The 17,733-nt window shown below is 71.1% G+C and carries 17 protein-coding genes; 15 read left to right on the forward strand and 2 right to left on the reverse strand.

Going from position 1 to position 17,733, the window contains the following annotated elements:
• Positions 1-32: 32 nt before the first annotated feature.
• Complete coding sequence (locus REH65_RS22775; RefSeq protein WP_406689012.1) at positions 33-749, forward strand: response regulator transcription factor; 717 nt, start codon at positions 33-35, stop codon at positions 747-749.
• 5 nt (positions 750-754) lie between these two features.
• Entirely contained in the window at positions 755-2,197 is a 1,443-nt protein-coding gene (locus REH65_RS22780; protein WP_406689013.1) for a sensor histidine kinase, read from the forward strand.
• A 45-nt stretch (positions 2,198-2,242) separates the two neighbouring features.
• Here REH65_RS22780 and asnB read toward each other — a convergent pair whose 3' ends face one another.
• The gene (asnB, locus tag REH65_RS22785) at positions 2,243-4,069 is read right to left on the reverse strand and encodes an asparagine synthase (glutamine-hydrolyzing) (protein WP_406689014.1); all 1,827 of its coding nucleotides are present in this window, start codon (positions 4,067-4,069) and stop codon (positions 2,243-2,245) included.
• Between the two features lie 385 nt (positions 4,070-4,454).
• On the opposite strand from asnB, the gene kdpF reads away from it, so the two are divergent.
• The 11 genes from kdpF to REH65_RS22840 all read left to right on the forward strand — a co-directional run bounded on the left by kdpF (position 4,455) and on the right by REH65_RS22840 (position 16,549).
• Positions 4,455-4,550: a K(+)-transporting ATPase subunit F gene (gene kdpF / locus REH65_RS22790; protein WP_281454906.1), complete on the forward strand. Its 96-nt coding sequence runs from the start codon at positions 4,455-4,457 to the stop codon at positions 4,548-4,550.
• Positions 4,550-6,196: a potassium-transporting ATPase subunit KdpA gene (gene kdpA, locus REH65_RS22795; protein ID WP_406689015.1), complete on the forward strand. Its 1,647-nt coding sequence runs from the start codon at positions 4,550-4,552 to the stop codon at positions 6,194-6,196. Before kdpF ends, kdpA begins: the two co-directional genes overlap by 1 nt.
• A complete protein-coding gene (gene kdpB / locus REH65_RS22800; RefSeq protein WP_406689016.1) occupies positions 6,193-8,247 on the forward strand; it encodes a potassium-transporting ATPase subunit KdpB in 2,055 nt (684 codons plus the stop codon). Before kdpA ends, kdpB begins: the two co-directional genes overlap by 4 nt.
• A gap of 5 nt (positions 8,248-8,252) precedes the next feature.
• The gene (locus REH65_RS22805) at positions 8,253-8,855 is read left to right on the forward strand and encodes a potassium-transporting ATPase subunit C (protein ID WP_406689017.1); all 603 of its coding nucleotides are present in this window, start codon (positions 8,253-8,255) and stop codon (positions 8,853-8,855) included.
• Positions 8,856-9,181: 326 nt separating this feature from the next.
• Positions 9,182-11,716 carry a DUF4118 domain-containing protein gene (locus REH65_RS22810; RefSeq protein WP_406689018.1) on the forward strand — a complete coding sequence of 845 codons (2,535 nt, stop codon included), beginning with the start codon at positions 9,182-9,184 and terminating at the stop codon, positions 11,714-11,716.
• Positions 11,717-12,397, forward strand: a complete 681-nt coding sequence (locus REH65_RS22815; protein WP_281454901.1) for a response regulator — start codon at positions 11,717-11,719, stop codon at positions 12,395-12,397. It abuts the gene before it with no gap.
• Between the two features lie 129 nt (positions 12,398-12,526).
• Positions 12,527-12,901: a hypothetical protein gene (locus tag REH65_RS22820; RefSeq protein ID WP_406689019.1), complete on the forward strand. Its 375-nt coding sequence runs from the start codon at positions 12,527-12,529 to the stop codon at positions 12,899-12,901.
• Positions 12,902-12,957: 56 nt separating this feature from the next.
• On the forward strand, positions 12,958-13,506 hold the full coding sequence (locus REH65_RS22825; protein WP_406689020.1) for a DUF3558 family protein: 549 nt from the start codon (positions 12,958-12,960) through the stop codon (positions 13,504-13,506).
• Positions 13,507-13,515: 9 nt separating this feature from the next.
• A complete protein-coding gene (locus tag REH65_RS22830; RefSeq protein WP_406689021.1) occupies positions 13,516-14,823 on the forward strand; it encodes a hypothetical protein in 1,308 nt (435 codons plus the stop codon).
• 2 nt (positions 14,824-14,825) lie between these two features.
• Positions 14,826-15,683 carry an ESX secretion-associated protein EspG gene (locus REH65_RS22835; protein ID WP_406689022.1) on the forward strand — a complete coding sequence of 286 codons (858 nt, stop codon included), beginning with the start codon at positions 14,826-14,828 and terminating at the stop codon, positions 15,681-15,683.
• Between the two features lie 251 nt (positions 15,684-15,934).
• Entirely contained in the window at positions 15,935-16,549 is a 615-nt protein-coding gene (locus REH65_RS22840; RefSeq protein WP_406689023.1) for a nucleoside/nucleotide kinase family protein, read from the forward strand.
• Between the two features lie 3 nt (positions 16,550-16,552).
• On the opposite strand, the gene REH65_RS22845 is transcribed toward REH65_RS22840, so the two are convergent.
• Positions 16,553-16,741 (reverse strand): hypothetical protein, encoded by a 189-nt coding sequence (locus REH65_RS22845; RefSeq protein WP_406689024.1) that lies wholly within the window; start codon positions 16,739-16,741, stop codon positions 16,553-16,555.
• A 12-nt stretch (positions 16,742-16,753) separates the two neighbouring features.
• Between REH65_RS22845 and REH65_RS22850 the strand changes: the two genes are divergently transcribed.
• Together REH65_RS22850 and REH65_RS22855 are read left to right on the forward strand one after the other, a co-directional pair.
• Positions 16,754-17,332 carry a hypothetical protein gene (locus tag REH65_RS22850; protein WP_406689025.1) on the forward strand — a complete coding sequence of 193 codons (579 nt, stop codon included), beginning with the start codon at positions 16,754-16,756 and terminating at the stop codon, positions 17,330-17,332.
• Between the two features lie 31 nt (positions 17,333-17,363).
• Complete coding sequence (locus REH65_RS22855) at positions 17,364-17,648, forward strand: acylphosphatase (protein WP_281454894.1); 285 nt, start codon at positions 17,364-17,366, stop codon at positions 17,646-17,648.
• The last annotated feature ends 85 nt before the right edge of the window (positions 17,649-17,733 follow it).

Here is a 17,733-nt window from a genome sequence, read left to right on the forward strand (position 1 = left end):
GGGTTTCCAGGGTTTTCCCAGGGAGCTCGGGGATGCTGGAGGGCGTGGTGGAGAGCAACGGAGCGCGAGTGCTCGTCGTCGACGACGAGCCGAACATCCTGGAACTGCTGGCCGCGGCGCTGCGCCTGAGCGGCTTCGAGGTCCGCAGCGCGGCCACGGGCGCGGAGTCGTTGCGGGCGGCCGCCGAGTTCCACCCCGACATCGTGGTGCTGGACGTGATGCTGCCGGACCGCGACGGCTTCTCCGTGGCCACCGAGCTGCGCGGCGGCGGCAACACCGTCCCGGTGCTGTTCCTCACCGCGCGCGACGCGGTGGAGGACCGCATCGCCGGTTTGACCGCCGGTGGCGACGACTACGTCACCAAGCCGTTCAGCCTGGACGAGGTGGTGCTGCGGCTGCGCGCGATCCTGCGCCGGGTCCGTCCCGAGCAGGACGACGGCGCGACGCTGCGCTACCAGGACCTGGAGCTCGACGAGGACACCTACGAGGTCCGCCGGGCCGGGCAGCTGATCAGCCTCTCGCCGACGGAGTTCAAGCTGCTGCGCTACCTGCTCATCAACGCCGAGAAGGTGGTCAGCAAGGTGCAGATCCTCGACCGGGTGTGGAACTACGAGTTCGGCGGGGATTCCCGGATCGTCGAGTCCTACATCAGCTACCTGCGGCGCAAGATCGACTCGGTGTCGCCGCCGCTGATCCACACCATCCGCGGGGTCGGCTACGTCCTGCGACTGCCTCCCGAGAACCGGTGAGGCCGATGACGTTCCTGCGCACGCTCCGCGGGCGGCTGGTGCTCGTGCTGGTCGGCGCCCTGGTGGTCGGCCTGCTGCTGATGGGCTTCACCAGCGTCGCGCTGCTCAACCGGTCGCTGGTGGAGCGCACCGACGACCGGCTGGCCGAGATGTCGATGCCCTGGGAGGAGGGACGCATGCCGCCTCCCGACCCGGCGCGCAGGCATCCCGACGGGCCGACGCGCGGCGAGCTGCCGACCGAGTTCCGGGTGCTGATCTTCGACTCCTCCGGTGCGCAGCTGGGCGGCATGATCGGTGCCGAGGACGGCGAGGCCGGCGGCCCGGTGGTGCTCAACCCCGAGCGGGGCCCGGAGGTGGGCACCGTGCCGGACAAGGCGGGCGGCACCGACTGGCGGGTGCGCCGGGTGGCGCTGCCGGACGGGCGGACCGCGGTGCTGGCGCTGTCGCTGGGCACCGCCCAGGCCACCGTGCACCAGCTGGTGGTCATCGAACTGGCCGTGGGCGGGGCCGTGCTGCTGGTGCTGGCGCTGGCCGCGGCGGTCACGGTGCGGCTGAGCCTGCGCCCGCTGGCGCGCATCGAGGACACCGCCGACGCCATCGCCGCAGGTCAGCTGGATCGTCGGGTGCCGGATCAGGATCCGAGCACGGAGACGGGCCGGTTGGGCGAGGCGCTGAACACGATGCTGGGCAGGCTCACCGATGCGCTGCAGCAGCGGGAGCGCTCCGAGGACCGGTTGCGCCGGTTCGTCGCCGACGCCTCGCACGAGCTGCGCACGCCGCTGACCTCGATCCGCGGTTTCGCCGAGCTCTACCGGCGCAGCGAGGAGCACCGGCCGGAGGACGTGCGGATGATGATGGGCCGCATCGAGTCGGAGTCGGTGCGGATGGGCGGCCTGGTCGAGGACATGCTGCTGCTGGCCCGGCTGGACCGGGAGCGCACCGCGGACCTGGTCGAGCTGGACCTGGTGCCGCTGGCCGACGACGTGGTGCACGACGCCCGGGCTCGCGACCCGGAGCGCGAGATCACCTTGAACAGCCCTGATGACCTGCGCGTTCTCGGTGACGGGGCGCGGTTGCGGCAGGTGCTGACCAACCTGGTCAACAACGCTCTGGTGCACACGCCCGCGGGCTCGCCGATCACCGTCGACGTCGGCCACGAAGCCGCGAGCGACCGGGCGATCGCGGCGGTCGGCGCCGAGCCGGGCCCGGGAACGCGGATGGCGGCGGTGTCGGTGAGCGACAGCGGCCCGGGCATCCCGCCGGAGCACGCGGTGCGGATCTTCGACCGCTTCTACCGCGTCGACGACGGCCGGACGAGGGCGGCGGGTGGCAGCGGCCTGGGCCTGGCCATCACGGCGGCCCTCGCCCAGGCCCACAACGGCCGCCTCGAACTGCACGCCGCGCCCGGCGGCGGCAGCACGTTCCGCCTGCTGCTCCCCCTGACCTGAGAGGGGAGCCGTCGCGGAAGACGGCTCCCCCCTGGGCTTTTCAGGTCAGAGCTTGACCGTGGGGTTGTGGATGTCGAACCACATCGCGAGGTCGAGGGCGCGCTCGAAGGTGTAGCGGGCGGCCATCTCGATGTGGGCCGGGTCCTGCTCCACGGCCTCGGCGACCCACTGCTTGTTGAGCAGCGACAGCGCCGGGCTGTCGGCCTTGACCAGGTCGCGGACCTGGCGCTGCAGCACCGCCGCGTACTCAGGGTCCTGGGTCGACGGGTACGGGCTCTTGACGCGCTCGACGACCGACCGGGGCAGCGTGTCGGCGGTGGCGTGGCGCAGCAGGCTCTTCTCGCGGCCGTCGAAGGTCTTCAGCGACCACGGGGTGTTGAAGACGTACTCGACCAGGCGGTGGTCGCAGAAGGGCACGCGCACCTCCAGGCCCACGGCCATGCTCATCCGGTCCTTGCGGTCGAGCAGGATGCGCACGAAGCGGGTCAGGTGCAGGTAGCAGATCTCCCGCATCCGCCGCTCCAGGTCGCTCTCCCCGTCGAGGGTCGGGACCTCGCCGATCGCGGTGCGGTAGCCGTCGGCGATGAACGACGGGATGTCGAGCGCGGCGGCGACGTCGGGGTCGAGCATGTCGTAGCCCTGGCCTTGGCTCTGCACGGCGGCCAGCCACGGGAAGGTGTCGGCCGCGCGCACGTCCGGGTCGTGGAACCACTTGTAGCCGCCGAAGACCTCGTCGGCGGACTCGCCGGACAGCGCGACCGTGGAGTGCTGCCGGATCGCCTTGAACAGCAGGTACAGCGACTGGTCCATGTCGCCCAGGCCCATCGGGAAGTCGCGCGCCTGCACGGTCGCGCGGCGCACGTCGGGGTCGGCGAGGGTGTCGGGGTCCAGCACGATGTCCTGGTGCTGCGAGCCGACGTGCTCGGCGACGTCGCGCACGTAGGGCCCGTCGGGGGTGGCGCGCATCGGGTCGGGGACGAAGTTCTCGGTCTGGCCGAGGAAGTCGACCGCGAAGCTGCGCACCTGCTCGCCGCTCTTGGCCAGGTGCAGTCCGGACAGCGCGGTGATGGCGCTGGAGTCCAGGCCGCCGGAGAGCAGCACGCAGCGAGGCACGTCGGAGACGAGCTGGCGCTGCACGATGTCGTCGAGGAGCTCGCGGACGTGCGACACCGAGGACTGCTGGTCGTCGGTGTGCTCGGTGGCCTGCAGCTTCCAGTAGGCCTGCTCGCGCAGGCCCTTGCGGTCGAGGGTGACGATCGTGCCCGGCTCGACCTCCCGCATACCTGACCACACGGCCTGGCCGGGGGTCTTGACCATGCCGAACAGCTCGCGCATGCCGTCGGCGTCGACGACCTTCTCGGCCAGCGGGTTGGCGAGGATGGCCTTGGGCTCCGAGCCGAAGAGCACGCCGTCCTCGGTCGGGTAGTAGTACAGCGGCTTGATGCCCATCCGGTCGCGGATGAGCAGCAGCTTGTCCTCGCGGGAATCCCAGACGGCGAAGGCGAACATGCCGTTCAGGTGCTCGGCGACCTGCGCGCCCCATTCGAGGTAGCCGTGCAGCACGACCTCGGTGTCGCTGTCGGTGTCGAAGCGGTGGCCGCGGCGGCGGAGTTCGTCGCGCAGCTCGGTGAAGTTGTAGGCCTCACCGCTGTAGACGATGGCGACCTGGCCGCTCTCGGCCTCCATCGGCTGCGCGCCTCCGGGCAGGTCGATGATGGCCAGTCGCCGGTGCCCGAGCGCGGCGTGCGCGCTGACCCAGGTGTCCCCGGCGTCCGGGCCGCGGCAGGTCATGGTCTCGCACATGGCGTCGACGGTGGCGCGGTGCTGGGTCAGGTCGCGCTGGAAGTCGATCCAGCCGGAGATTCCGCACATTTCCGGACGTATCCCCAATCTCGTTTGTTTCCTACCGTTTTCAGGCGCTTTTCCAGGAGATTTCAGCGCCACGGCTTGTTAGCGAGAGTAACGAGATCGTTGCATCGGTGAAACCAACTAACCGAGTGAAGTCACCCACTCACAAATCGTTCAGATTCACCGAAAGCGGAAGAAAAGCGACTCACATCAAAAATGCGTCAAGGCCTCCCACCGCCGCGTCAAGGACTCGTCATGGGCCTCGACCGCGCACGTCGTGAAGGACTTGGCTGGACCACGAGGAAGAAAACCCGAGAGGAGAACCGGTCGTGGTCGATCTCGCCTTCGCGGCGTTGCTGGTCGGCGGATTCCTGATCCTGGCGCTGCTGCTGCGCGGTTTGGAGCGGTTGTGAGCGTCGTGATCGCCAACGCCGCCGGCGGAGTGCTGGCGCTGCTGCTCATCGGATACCTGTTCGTCGCGCTCGTCCGCCCGGAGAGGTTCTGATGGTGCTGCTGCAAGCGGGCCTGCTCGTCGCCGCCCTCGCGATCGCGCACAAGCCCTTCGGGGACTACATGGCTCGCGTCTACACGAGCGAAACCGACTGGCTGATCGAGAAGATCGTCTACCGCCTGGTCGGCGTCGACCCCACCGCGCGCCAGCGCTGGACCAGCTACGCCGCCGGCGTGCTCGGTCTCTCGATGGCCTCCATCGCCCTGCTCCACGCGATGCAGCGGCTGCAACCGCTGCTGCCGCTGAACCTCGGGCGCGGCGCGGTGCCGCCGGAGATGGCCTTCAACACCGCGGTCAGCTTCGTCACCAACACCAACTGGCAGTCCTACGCGCCCGAGGAGGTCCTCGGCCACGGCGTCCAGATGGCCGGGCTGACCGTGCAGAACTTCCTGTCGGCCGCGGTCGGCATGGCCGTGGCGGTCGCCCTCGTGCGCGGCTTCACCGGTGACGGGACCGGACGGATCGGCAACGTGTGGGTCGACATCACCCGCGGCTGCACCCGCGTCCTGGTGCCCGTCGCCGCCGCGGCCGCGATCGTGCTGATCGCGCTCGGCGTGGCCATGAGCTTCGCGCCCGGCATCGAGGTCACCGGGCTCGACGGGCACGCGCACACCATCGCCACCGCTCCGATCGCGAGCCAGGAGGCCATCAAGGAGCTCGGCACCAACGGCGGCGGTGTGCTCAACGCCAACTCCGCGCACCCGCTGTCCAACCCCGGCGGTGCGTCCAACCTGCTGGAGAACTTCCTGCTGCTGGTCATCCCCGTCTCGCTGACCCGCACCTTCGGCGTCCTGGTCGGCGACCGCAGGCAGGGCCACGCGCTGCTCGCGGTGATGGGAACCCTGTGGGCGGCGATGCTGGCGGCGACCTGGTGGGCCGAGACGCACCCCAACGGGCCCGCCGCCCTGGCCGCCGGAGCCGCGATGGAGGGCAAGGAGGCGCGCTTCGGCATCGACGCCTCGGTGCTGTGGGCGGTGAGCACGACCGGGACCTCCACCGGAGCGGTCAACGCCATGCACGACAGCTTCACGGGGCTCGGCGGCGGGACCGTGCTGCTCACCATGCTCCTCGGCGAGGTCGCGCCCGGAGGTGTCGGAGCCGGGCTCTACGGGATCCTCGTGCTCGCGGTGATCGCCGTGTTCCTCGCGGGTCTCATGGTCGGCCGCACACCGGAGTACCTCGGCAAGAAGCTCGGCCGCCGCGAGGTGACGGCCGCCGCACTGTCGGTGCTGGCGATGCCGACGGTCGTGCTGCTCGGCGCCGGGCTCGCGATGGCGCTTCCCGCCACCCGCGACGCGCTGAACAACACCGGCGCGCACGGTCTTTCCGAAGTGCTCTACGCGTTCGCCTCGGCGGGCAACAACAACGGCAGCGCCTTCGCCGGACTCACCGTCACCAGCCCGTTCTTCCAGGTCGCGCTGAGCATCGCGATGCTGCTGGGAAGGTTCGTGCTGATCCTGGCGGTGCTCATGCTCGCCGGCTGCGTCGCGCAGCAGCAGCGGATTCCCGCCACCGCCGGAACCCTGCCCACCACCGGACCGCTGTTCGCCGGACTGCTCGGCGGCACGGTCGTTCTCGTCGCAGCGCTGACGTTCCTGCCCGCGCTCGCGCTCGGCCCGATCGCGGAGGCCCTGGCATGACCACCACCCTCGAACCCGATCTCGACGTTCCCACCACGACGCCCAGGCGCGCCGCAGCGGGAACCTTCCGGCCACGACAACTGCTCACCTCCGCGCCCGAGGCGCTGCGCAAGCTCGACCCGCGGCACCAGCTGCGCAACCCGGTGATGTTCGTGGTCTGGGCCGGTTCGGTGCTCACCACAGCGCTGGCCGCGTTCTCCCCGAGCGCCTTCGCCATCGCCGTCGCCGCGTGGCTGTGGTTCACGGTGCTGTTCGCCAACCTCGCCGAGGCCGTCGCCGAGGGACGCGGCCGGGCGCAGGCGGAATCGTTGCGGCGCACCAGGACCGAGGCGGTCGCCCGCAAGTTCGTCGAGGGCGGTGAGCGGAAGGTTCCCGGCACCGCACTGGCCGTCGGCGACCACGTCGTGGTCGAGGCGGGCGAGACCATCCCCGGCGACGGCGACGTCGTCGAGGGCATCGCGACCGTCGACGAGTCGGCCATCACCGGCGAATCCGCCCCCGTCATCCGGGAATCCGGCGGCGACCGCTCCGCCGTCACCGCCGGCACCACCGTGCTGTCGGACCGGATCGTCGTGCGCGTCACCGCCGCGCCGGGCGAGACCTTCGTGGACCGGATGATCGCGCTCGTCGAAGGCGCGCAGCGGCAGAAGACGCCCAACGAGATCGCGCTGACGATCCTGCTGTCCACGTTGACGATCATCTTCCTGCTCGCGGTGGTCGCCCTGCAGCCGATGGCGGCCTACTCCGGGTCGCTCATCGAGGTCACCACCCTGACCGCGCTGCTGGTGTGCCTGATCCCCACCACGATCGGCGCGCTGCTGTCGGCGATCGGCATCGCGGGCATGGACCGGCTCGTGCAGCGCAACGTCCTGGCCAAGTCCGGTCGCGCGGTGGAAGCCGCCGGTGACGTGGACACGCTGCTGCTCGACAAGACCGGGACCATCACCTTCGGCAACCGGCGCTGCACCGAACTCGTCCCCGTCGACGGCGTCCCGCCCGCGCAGCTCGCGGAGGTCGCCCGCCTGTCGAGCCTCGCCGACCCCACGCCGGAGGGCAGCAGCGTGGTGGCCTTCTGCGCCGCCGAGTTCGGCCTGCCCGAAGGTCCCGTCGGTGCCGAGGTCGGTGCGCGGAAGGTTCCCTTCACCGCGCAGACCCGGATGAGCGGCATCGACCTCGACGGCCGCCGCATCCGCAAGGGAGCCACCGGCGCGGTCGCGGACCTGGTCGGGGAACTTCCCGATCAGGTCGTGCGCTGCGCCGAGGAGATCGCCGCGGCCGGTGCGACACCGCTGGTCATCGCCGAGAACGACCGGGTGATGGGCGTGATCCGGTTGTCCGACGTGGTCAAACCGGGGATGCGGGAACGTTTCGCCGAGCTGCGCGCGATGGGCATCCGCACGGTGATGATCACCGGGGACAACGAGCTCACCGCCCGCGCCATCGCGGTCGAGGCCGGGGTGGACGACTACCTCGCCGAAGCCCGGCCGGAGGACAAGATGGCCTTGATCAAGGCCGAGCAGGCCGGTGGGCGGATGGTGGCCATGACCGGCGACGGCACCAACGACGCCCCCGCCCTCGCCCAAGCCGACGTCGGGGTCGCGATGAACACGGGCACGGCCGCCGCCAAGGAGGCCGGCAACATGGTCGACCTCGACTCGGATCCGACGAAGCTGATCGAGATCGTCGAGATCGGCAAGCAGCTGCTCATCACCCGCGGTGCGTTGACGACCTTCAGCATCGCCAACGACCTGGCCAAGTACTTCGCGATCCTGCCCGCGCTGTTCGTGGCGATCTACCCGCAGCTCGACGCGCTGAACGTGATGCGACTGGCCAGCCCGGACTCGGCGGTGCTGTCGGCGGTGGTGTTCAACGCGCTGATCATCGTCGCGCTGATCCCGCTGGCGCTGCGCGGAGTCCGCTACCGCCCGTCCACCGCGGCCGTCCTGCTGCGGCGGAACCTGCTGGTCTACGGCCTGGGCGGGGTGGTCGCGCCGTTCGCCGGGATCTGGCTGATCGACCTGGTGATCCGTTTCGTCCCCGGAATCGGGTGAAGGGAGTGAACGCGTTGTTGCGGCAGACCTGGGCCGGTCTCCGGCTCCTGCTGGTGGCCACGGTCCTGCTCGGCGTCGGCTACCCGCTGGCGATCTGGGGAGTCGGCCACCTGCCGGGCCTGGCGGGGAGGGCCGAGGGCTCGCAGATCGTCGCCGACGGCCGCGTAGTCGGTTCGTCGCTGATCGGGATCGACCCCGTGCCCGCGAGCGGAGCAAGGGATCCTTTCTTCCACACCCGCCCGTCGGCGTCGGCGGAAGGTTCCCTCGGTCCCGGCGACCCGGCCACCTCCGGCGGCACCAACCTCGGCGGCTTCGACGAAGGGCTCCTCGCTGTCGTCCAGGAGCGCCGCGCGGCGATCGCGGCCCGCGAGGGAGTCGTCCCCGACGCGGTCCCGGCCGACGCGGTCACCGCCTCCGCCAGCGGAGTCGACCCGCACATCAGCCCCGCCTACGCCGCTCTCCAAGTCCCGCGCGTCGCCCGCGTGACAGGACTCCCCGTCATGCAGGTCCAGGCCCTCGTCGCCGACAACGAGGAGGGAGGTTTCCTCTCACCCCGGATCGTCAACGTCACCACCCTCAACGCGGCGGTCCACGCGGCCACCCGCTGACCTGGGGTGGGGAAGTTTTCATGAAAACTTCCCCACCCACTACCAGACGTGAGGTCCCTCCGGATCGGGAGGTTTTCATGAAAACGTTCCCCACCTCCGGACGGGAGGTCCTCCGGAATCGGGGTGTCGTGGGAACTTCCGCCTCGACCCGGGACGGGACTCCCCCTTCGGGGTGGGGAAGTTTTCATGAGAACTTCGCTCCTCACGTCGTGACAGGATTCCTCCCACCAGGTCGGGAGGATCCCTCCCCGGTGCTGGTGAGGCGTGGGCGTTGGTAGTGGGTGATGATCGTCGTTAATAGCAGCGGGCAGTAGGAGACTGGAGTCGTGGAGCAGGGGCGCAAGCGCGGTGAGCTGCGGATCTACCTCGGGGCGGCGCCGGGGGTCGGCAAGACCTACGCGATGCTCAACGAGGCGCACCGCAGGGTCGCGCGCGGGACCGACGTGGTCGTCGGGTTCGTCGAGGACCACGGGCGGCCCAAGACCGCGGCACTGCTCGACGGCCTCGACGAGCTGCCGAGGGCGACCGTGACGCACCGCGGCGTCGCGCTGACCGAGTTCGACGTGGACGGGATGCTCGCGCGCGCCCCCGAGGTCGCCGTGGTCGACGAACTCGCCCACACCAACGCGCCCGGCAGCCGCAACGACAAGCGCTGGAAGGACGTCGACGAGCTCCTCGACGCCGGCATCACCGTGCTCTCCACGGTCAACGTCCAGCACCTCGAAGGTCTCAACGACGTCGTGGAGACCATCACCGGTGTGCGGCAGCGGGAAACCGTCCCCGACGAGGTCGTCCGCCGCGCCGGGCAGATCGAGCTGGTCGACATCACCCCGCAGGCGCTGCGCCGCCGCATGGCCCACGGCAACGTCTACCCGGCCGAGCGGGTCGACGCCGCGCTGGGCAACTACTTCCGCACCGGCAACCTCACCGCGCTGCGCGAGCTGGCACTGCTGTGGCTGGCCGACCAGGTCGACGTGGCGCTGCGCCGCTACCGGGCCGAGGAGCAGATCACCGCCACCTGGGAGGCCCGCGAGCGCGTGGTCGTCGCGGTGACCGGCGGACCGGAGAGCGAGACCCTGATCCGCCGGGCCCGCCGGATCGCCTCCCGCGCCGGGGCGGAGCTGCAGTGCGTGCACGTGCTGCGCGGCGACGGCCTGGCCGGGGCGTCGCCGCGCGCGCTGGCCAAGGCCCGCGAGGTCGCCGACGCGCTCGGTGCCAGCTTCCACACCGTCGTGGGCGACGACGTGCCGGAGGCGCTGCTGGAGTTCGCCCGCGCCGCCGACGCCACCCAGCTGGTGGTGGGAACCTCCCGCCGATCGCGCTGGGCGCGGGTGCTCGACGAGGGCATCGGGGCCACCACCGTGCAGAAGTCGGGGCCGATCGACGTGCACATGGTCACCCACGACGAGGCGGGAACCCGGCGGCTGGCCAAGAGCCCGGCCCGCAGCCCGCTGTCGCCGGGCCGCCGGCTGTGGGGGTGGGCGCTGGCCGCGCTGCTGCCCTCGCTGGTCACCGTTCTCGGCACCGCGTCGAGCAGCGTGTCGCTGTCCACCGACGTCGTCGGCTACTTCCTGGCCACGATCATGGTGGCGCTGGTGGGCGGGATGGCGCCCTCCATCGCGGCCGCGCTGCTGGCGGGCGGGTTGCTGAACTTCTTCCTCACCGAGCCCCGCTACACGCTGCTGGTGGCCGATCCGGAGAACGTGATCACGCTGGTGGCGATGATGGTGGTCGGGGTGCTGATGGCCTTCACCGTCGACCGCGCCGCGCGGCTGGCCGAGCAGGCGGCGCGCGCCGGCACGGAAGCGGCCTTGCTCGCCTCCTACGCGCGCACCGTGCTGACCCATCCCGACCCCTTGGCGCGGTTGCTGGAGAAGGTCGCCGAGAACTTCAACCTCACCTCGGTCGCGCTGCTGGAGCGCACCGAGGGCGGCTGGATGGTCGCGGCCAGCACCGGCGTCGACCCGTGCCTGCGACCCGACGAGTCCGATGTGGACATCGAGGTGACCGAGGACGCCCACCTGTCGTTGCGCCGCGCCGGTGAGCGGCCGCTTCCCGCCGCCGACCGCGTGGTCCTGGAAGGCGCGGCGGGGCAGGCGCTGCTGGCGCTGCGGCAGCAGCGGATGGCCGACGACGCGCGCGAAGCCCAGCGCCGCGCCGACGCCAACGAGCTGCGCACCGCCCTGCTGTCGGCCGTAGGCCACGACCTGCGCACCCCGCTGGCCTCGATCAAGGCCTCGGTGAGCAGCCTGCGCGCCCCCGACCTGCGGCTCTCGCCCGACGACACCGCCGAACTGCTGGCGGGAGTGGAGGAATCCGCCGACCGGCTCACCGAGCTCGTCGACAACCTGCTGGATTCCTCGCGCCTGGCCACCGGAGCCGTCACCCCGCAGCTGCACCCCGTCGGCTACGACGAGGTCGTGGCCCGCGCGCTGGCCGGGCTCGACGGACGGCACCTCGTCGACGTCGACATCTCCGAACGCCTGCCGCGCGTCCGGGCCGACACCGGGCTGCTGGAGCGGGTGGTGGCCAACGTCGTGCAGAACGCGCTCAAGTACGGGCGGCCGGAAGAAGGACGCATCCGGGTCAGCGCCAGCGAGCACGCCGCGCGAGTGGAACTGCGGGTCGTCGACCACGGTCCGGGACTTCCCGCCGGGGCCGCCGACACCGCGTTCGCGCCCTTCGAGCGGCTCGGCGAGCACGGCGAGCGCGGCGACTCCGGACCGGCCGGTGTCGGGCTCGGGCTGAACGTGGCGCAGGGTTTCGTGGACGCGATGCGGGGAACCATCCGCGCGGAGGACACCCCGGGCGGCGGACTGACGATCGTGGTCGCGCTGCCCGCGGCGGAACAGGGGGAATAGATGACGAAGGTGCTGGTCGTCGACGACGAACCGCAGCTGCTGCGCGCCCTGCGCATCAACCTCTCCGCACGTGGGTACGAGGTGCTCACCGCCGTCGACGGCGCCTCGGCGCTGCGCGCCGCCGGGGACGGCAAACCCGACGTGGTCGTGCTCGACCTGGGGCTCCCCGACATCGACGGCAGCGAGGTGATCGCCGGGCTGCGCGGTTGGACGACGGTTCCCATCATCGTGCTGTCCGCGCGCACCGACTCGACCGACAAGGTGCACGCGCTCGACGCCGGGGCCGACGACTACGTCACCAAGCCCTTCGGGATGGACGAGCTGCTGGCGCGGCTGCGCGCCGCGGTCCGCCGGGCCAGCACCACCGGCGACGCCGATCAGCCGGTGGTGGAGACGGCGACCTTCACCGTCGACCTGTCGGCGAAGAAGGTCCTCCGCGACGGCATCGAGATCCACCTCACGCCGACCGAGTGGGGAATGCTGGAACTGCTGGCCCGCAACCGGGGTCGTCTCGTGGCGCAGAAGCAGCTGCTGCACGAGGTCTGGGGGCCGCAGTACGCCAACGAGACGCACTACCTGCGCGTCTACCTCGCCCAGCTCCGCCGGAAGCTGGAACCCGACCCGAGCCGCCCGCGCCACCTGCTGACCGAGCCCGGGATGGGGTATCGGCTGGAGCCCTGAGGACGTCGCATGCGCGGTTGCGAATAGGGGTGGGAAGTTCGCCGAACCCGGTGCTCGGCGTCTTCGGGCGCTGCTACTGTCGGTCCCGACCCGGTGATCAGATGCCGCCGCGACCTGGGGGTTTCCGCGATGACGACGCCAGTGCCGCCGCCTCCCGCGCCGGATTCGGGAGCGGCCGCGCAGACCATCACGGTCAACGAGGACAACGTCCTCGAGGTCCGCAAGACCATCCTGTCCGCGGCCGAGGACGCCGTTGAGCGCCTGAACGATCTCGCACCGAGCCTGGCGGTCAGCCCGCCGGCCGGCGACGAGATCTCGAAGCGCGCCGCGGCCGTCTGGACCGCGAACCTGCTCGGGAACCCCGACTCGCACTTCAAGCGGTTGCAGCAGTACGTGGACAACGTGATCGCGCTCGGCGAGCAGTTGGGCGAAGCGGCGAAGCAGTACGGGTACACCGACGAAGAGATCAGCGCTTCGTTCCAGTCGAAGCGGAGCATGTCGTGAGAGGACTTCCGGTGCGTTTCGGTAGTCGGTTCGCAGCGGTGGGCTCCGCTGTCGCCGTGATCGCGTTGGCGGGTTGCACGGTGAACGGTCCTGACCCGGTGCCACCGGCACCCGCGCCCGCGTCCGATGCGCTGGATCTTCCGCAGCGGCCGAGCGACCTCGCGGTCGCAGGCAAGCAGGACGCCGACGTGTGCGGCTGGATGAGCACCGAGCAAGCGAAGTCCTTGCAGGTCGGGCCCGGCGAGCCGCTTCCCAAGGACGGCAGCAACTACAACGGGTGTGGCTATCTCGGCGACACCGGCGCGGCGCGTTTCGCGATCGGGGTGCGGATCATCCCCGAGCCGATCGAGGAGTTCTTGAACAAGATCAACTCCAGTCCCGGAACTCGGCAGGTGTACGCGCTCAACGGTTTCGGGACCGTGCAGTCCCAGATCAACGGCGGCGAGAGCCTCGGGTGCGATGCGTTCGTCGACGCGGCGCAGGGCCAGACGGTGTGGATCAACATGCAGCTGCAGACGCCGAACGCCATGAACAACGACCAGATGTGCGAGAAAGCCCAGACGGCGGCGCATTCCGTCGTCAGCACGGTGCAGGCTCAGAGCTAGGGGGCTGGCGTGACCTACATCGATCCGATCCGCGACATCCGCTTCAAGGGGATGGACATCCCCGAGCTGCAGCAGTGGATCGCCCAGATCAAGCAGGGTCAGGGCACCCAGGCGATGCAGGGGGCCGTGCGCGCGCTCGACAAGTGCGTGCAGGTCGTCGTCGACCTCGACGACACGCTGCACCGCGAACTCGCGAAGCTGCAGGTCGAGTGGGAGGGCAGCGCGGGAAGTCTCGCGGCCGAGGCGACCCGGCAGCAGAGCGTGGCCCTCGGCGACGCGCCCGACCCGCTCGCGGTGTCGGCGAGCAGCGTCGACGCGCAGGCCGGTGGGTACGAGTCGGCGCGGCACACGCTGCCCAACGCCGAGGAGCTGCGGCACAGCCGGTCGGAGAACGTCTTCGAGTGGGCCGGAGGCGCTTTCGGGTACGAGAGCGACTACGACCAGGAGGCCAAGCAGATCGAGGCGCAGAAGCAGGCCGCGCAGGCGGCGCTGTCGAACTACCGCGACACCTCGGTCGAGCAGGCCCAGGCCTACCAGCCGCTGCCGACGATGCCCGCGGCCGTGGTCGCACCCGCGGCGTCGGCCGGATCGGTCCCCTCGGCCGGGATCGGATCGTTCGGATCCGCTCCGGGCGGGTCCGGGGACGTCTCCGGTGCCGTGGTCGGGGGCAGCGTCGGCGGTGGCCGGGTCGGCGGGGAACGTCCGGTGGATCCGAAAACACCTGCGGCACAACCACCTTCCGGTCAGCGACCCGGCCAGCGACCCGGTGAGCGGCCTCCGGGTGAAGAGCGTCCGGATCACGGCGAGGACGAGCACGCCGCCGAGTTCGACACCGAGCCGGACCCGCAGGCGGGCGCGGACACCGGTGGCGGGATCAGCACCGGCACCGTTCTCGGCGTCGCCGCGGGTGGCGCGGCCGTGGCCGGGATCGGCGCGTACGCCGCCAGCCGGGCCCTCGGCGGCCGCGCCCCCGCGACCGCCGGGCCCAAGGTCGTCCCGGGGGCCGAGCCGAAGGCTCCCGCGACGCGCGGCGGGACGATCGGCGGCGGTCCGGGTGACACCGTGGCGGGCAAGGCCGCGGGCGGGACTCCGGGCAGCAGGCCCGCGCCGGGGTCGATGATGTCGCCGGCGGCCACGCGCGGCGAGAAGCCCGGTGAGGACGCCGAGCACGACAACAAGTACACCGCCGAGGAAACCCCGTTCGACGACGACCGGTTGGTCGCTCCCGCCGTGCTCGGGCACGTCGAGCCGAAGGCCGAGGACGCCGCCGACGACGGGGCTGAGGACGGGGACGACGACCCGGAGAAGCGGGACTGACGGTGCGCCCTGGAGCCGAATCCGAGTCGATCACCCTGTCGGTCCTGGAGTTCGACGTCGTCTGCGAGGCGGCGGGACTCGACGCGCGGCGGCACATCATCCTCGACGTGCCCAGCCCCGGCAGGACCTTCACCGAGCGCGCTGAACTGGTCGCGCAGGCCTGGGAGTCTTTGCGGCACAAGCGTCTTGCCGAGGCGAAGCGGGACCGGGTGGAGGTCGAGTTCGCCGACCTGCTCGGCCTGCTGGACCGGCCGCAGCGCAGCGTCGACGTCCGGATCTGGGCGGACCGCTCGATCCGCGCGCTGGCCTGCGCCAACGGTGGTGAGGGGCTGCTGACGGTCGTCGACGGAGACGTAGTCGAGATGACCCCGATCCGCGGCGGCTCGCTGGCGGAGGCCGCCGTGTCGGTGGCCGGCGACGTGCCGCCCGGGCCGGGACGGGCGGTGAGCCTGCCCCACGACGTGCTGCGCAAGGCATCCGAAGCCGCGGGTGCCCGCGGACCCCTGGTGCTCACCGACGAGCTGCGGATCCTGGGCATCGGCCACGACGACGCCGCGGACGTCGCGAACATGGCCGACAACATGGGGATTCGCGGCCAGTTCGGCGCCGAGGGCAACCCCGGTCGCGGCAAACCGGACCGCGCCGGTCGGGTCGTCGCCTTCCACGACACCGACCGAGGCCGCTACCTGCACGTCGTCCGCCCCAGCGGCGACGGCCGCGCCTGGAGCACCATCGCCCCGGCCGACAACGCCCGCCTGGCCACCTACACCCGAGAACTCCTCACCGAAGTCTGGGACGACCCCACCACCCACGGCTCCTCCACAACACCCCACGACTTCACCACCCCCACCTTCCTCTGACACCCGATCCCCATCCCCCTGTCAAGAACCGCAACATTCGTCGCGCGAAAACCGGGGTTTTCGCGCGATGAAAACCGGGGTTTTCGCGCGGGGTGGGGAGTGGAGTCGTGGTGGCGGTGGGAGTGGTGGTGGGCAGGGGACGGGTTTCGCCATAATCACCCATGATCAATGTCCGTTTTGTCCGGACAGTTGTGGCTAAAACTGTCCCGTGGTGACGCGGGTGGGGACGGGACGCGAACTAGGGTGGGGGCGTGTACTCGGAGTTGATCTCGCGGGCGAAGCGGCTCGCTGATGGTGGGCAGCGGCGGGTCCTCGGGATCGCCGGGGCGCCGGGGGCCGGGAAGGGGACCGTGGCCGAGCGGGTCATGTCCGAGCTCGGGGACCGCGCGGTTCTCGTTCCGATGGACGGGTTCCACCTGGCGAACGCGCAGTTGCGGCGGTTGGGGCGGGCCGAGCGCAAGGGGGCGCCGGACACCTTCGACGCCGCCGGGTACGTCGCGCTGCTGCGGCGGATCCGGGAAGGCGCCGAGACCGTCTTCGCACCGAACTTCCACCGCGAGATCGAGGAGTCCTTCGCGGCCGAGATCGCCGTGGACCCCGAGGTTCCGCTGGTCATCACCGAGGGCAACTACCTGCTCCTCGACACCCCGCCCTGGGCGCCGGTGCGCGGCCTGCTCGACGAGTGCTGGTTCCTCGCCCCTGACGACGAGCAGCGCGTGCAGCGCCTCGTCGACCGGCACGTCCACTACGGCCGCACGCCCGAGGATGCCGCGGAGTGGGTGCAGCGCAGCGACGAGCGCAACGCCGCGATCGTGGCCGCCACGCGCGACCGCGCGGACCTGGTGATCGACGGCGACCCGAGCTGAACCTCAGCGCTCGCGGAGCTCGGCGCGGACGTCGTCGGGGATCCGGCCGGTGTGGTCGATCGGCGTCCACGCCTCGCTGCGGATCCACTGCGAACCGCAGCCGCGGCAGGCCAGCAGCGGAAGACCGTTGAGCTCCTTGGGCGTCCGGTGCCAGGAGCACAGCGACCGGCACGCGTGCACCGCCAGCGACATCAGTGGGAGGTCGTGCTCGCGCTCGGGCCGGGCGAGGGCGTCGGCTCCGGCGTCGTGGGCTCGGTCGTGGACGTCGGCGTCGGCGACGGGCGCGTCGGGGACGGCCGGGTCGGCGTCGGGCGCGGCGACGACGGCGTCGTGGTCGTGGGCGGCGGAGGCGGCGGCAGCGTCGACGACGGGCTGGTGGAGGTCGACGTGCGGGTGGCCGACGTCCTCTCGCTGCTGGTCGTCTCCGAGCTGGTGGTGCCGGTGATCGGCGGGCCCGGAGGCATCGGCGGCGCCGTCGTCCACGACGTGGTGGTCCGAGAGGTGCTGGGGTGGAGCGTGATGCCCGGTCCGGCTGATTCCCGCTGCTGGCTGGAGCCTGCTACGACGACGGCGGTGGTGGCGAAGATCGTGGCGACGGCGATGCCGGACGCGGCGAGCATCACCAGGCGCTTCGGCCGGGCGTCCGGGTCTTCCACGTCTAACGGGTCCATCGGTGCCCCAACTCGTGTCGGTTCGTCCTCGTCCCCCGGTGTCCCGGCGCGCCGGGATCTGGCGGATCATACCGGGGGCCGGATTCGCCTCGATCAACAGCCGGTGATGTGACCTCGGAAGGCGCGCGGCATCATCGGGGACCGTGACGGAACAGGAGCCGGTACGACTGCTCGCACGCGTGCACGGACACGTGCAGGGCGTGGGTTTTCGCTGGTGGACGCGTTCGCGCGCGCTGGAGCTGGGGCTGGTCGGCAGCGCCACCAACCTGCCCGCCAACCGCGTCGAGGTCGTCGCCGAGGGGCCCCGGGAGGACTGCGAGAAGCTCCTGGAAGCCCTGCGTTCCGGTCGCACGCCCGGCCGCGTGGACCACGTCGCCGAGCTCTGGATGGAAGCCAAGGGCGGTTTGGACGGCTTCGTCGAGCGCTAGAACCAGCGGTTCTGCGTCGAGTCGAGGTCGATCGACGGTAGAGTCTCCCGGACGTGGTCGCGTAACCGACGGGAAAGGTCGACGG

This window comes from Saccharopolyspora sp. ID03-671, from assembly GCF_045278815.1.
Classification (GTDB): domain Bacteria; phylum Actinomycetota; class Actinomycetes; order Mycobacteriales; family Pseudonocardiaceae; genus Saccharopolyspora; species Saccharopolyspora ipomoeae.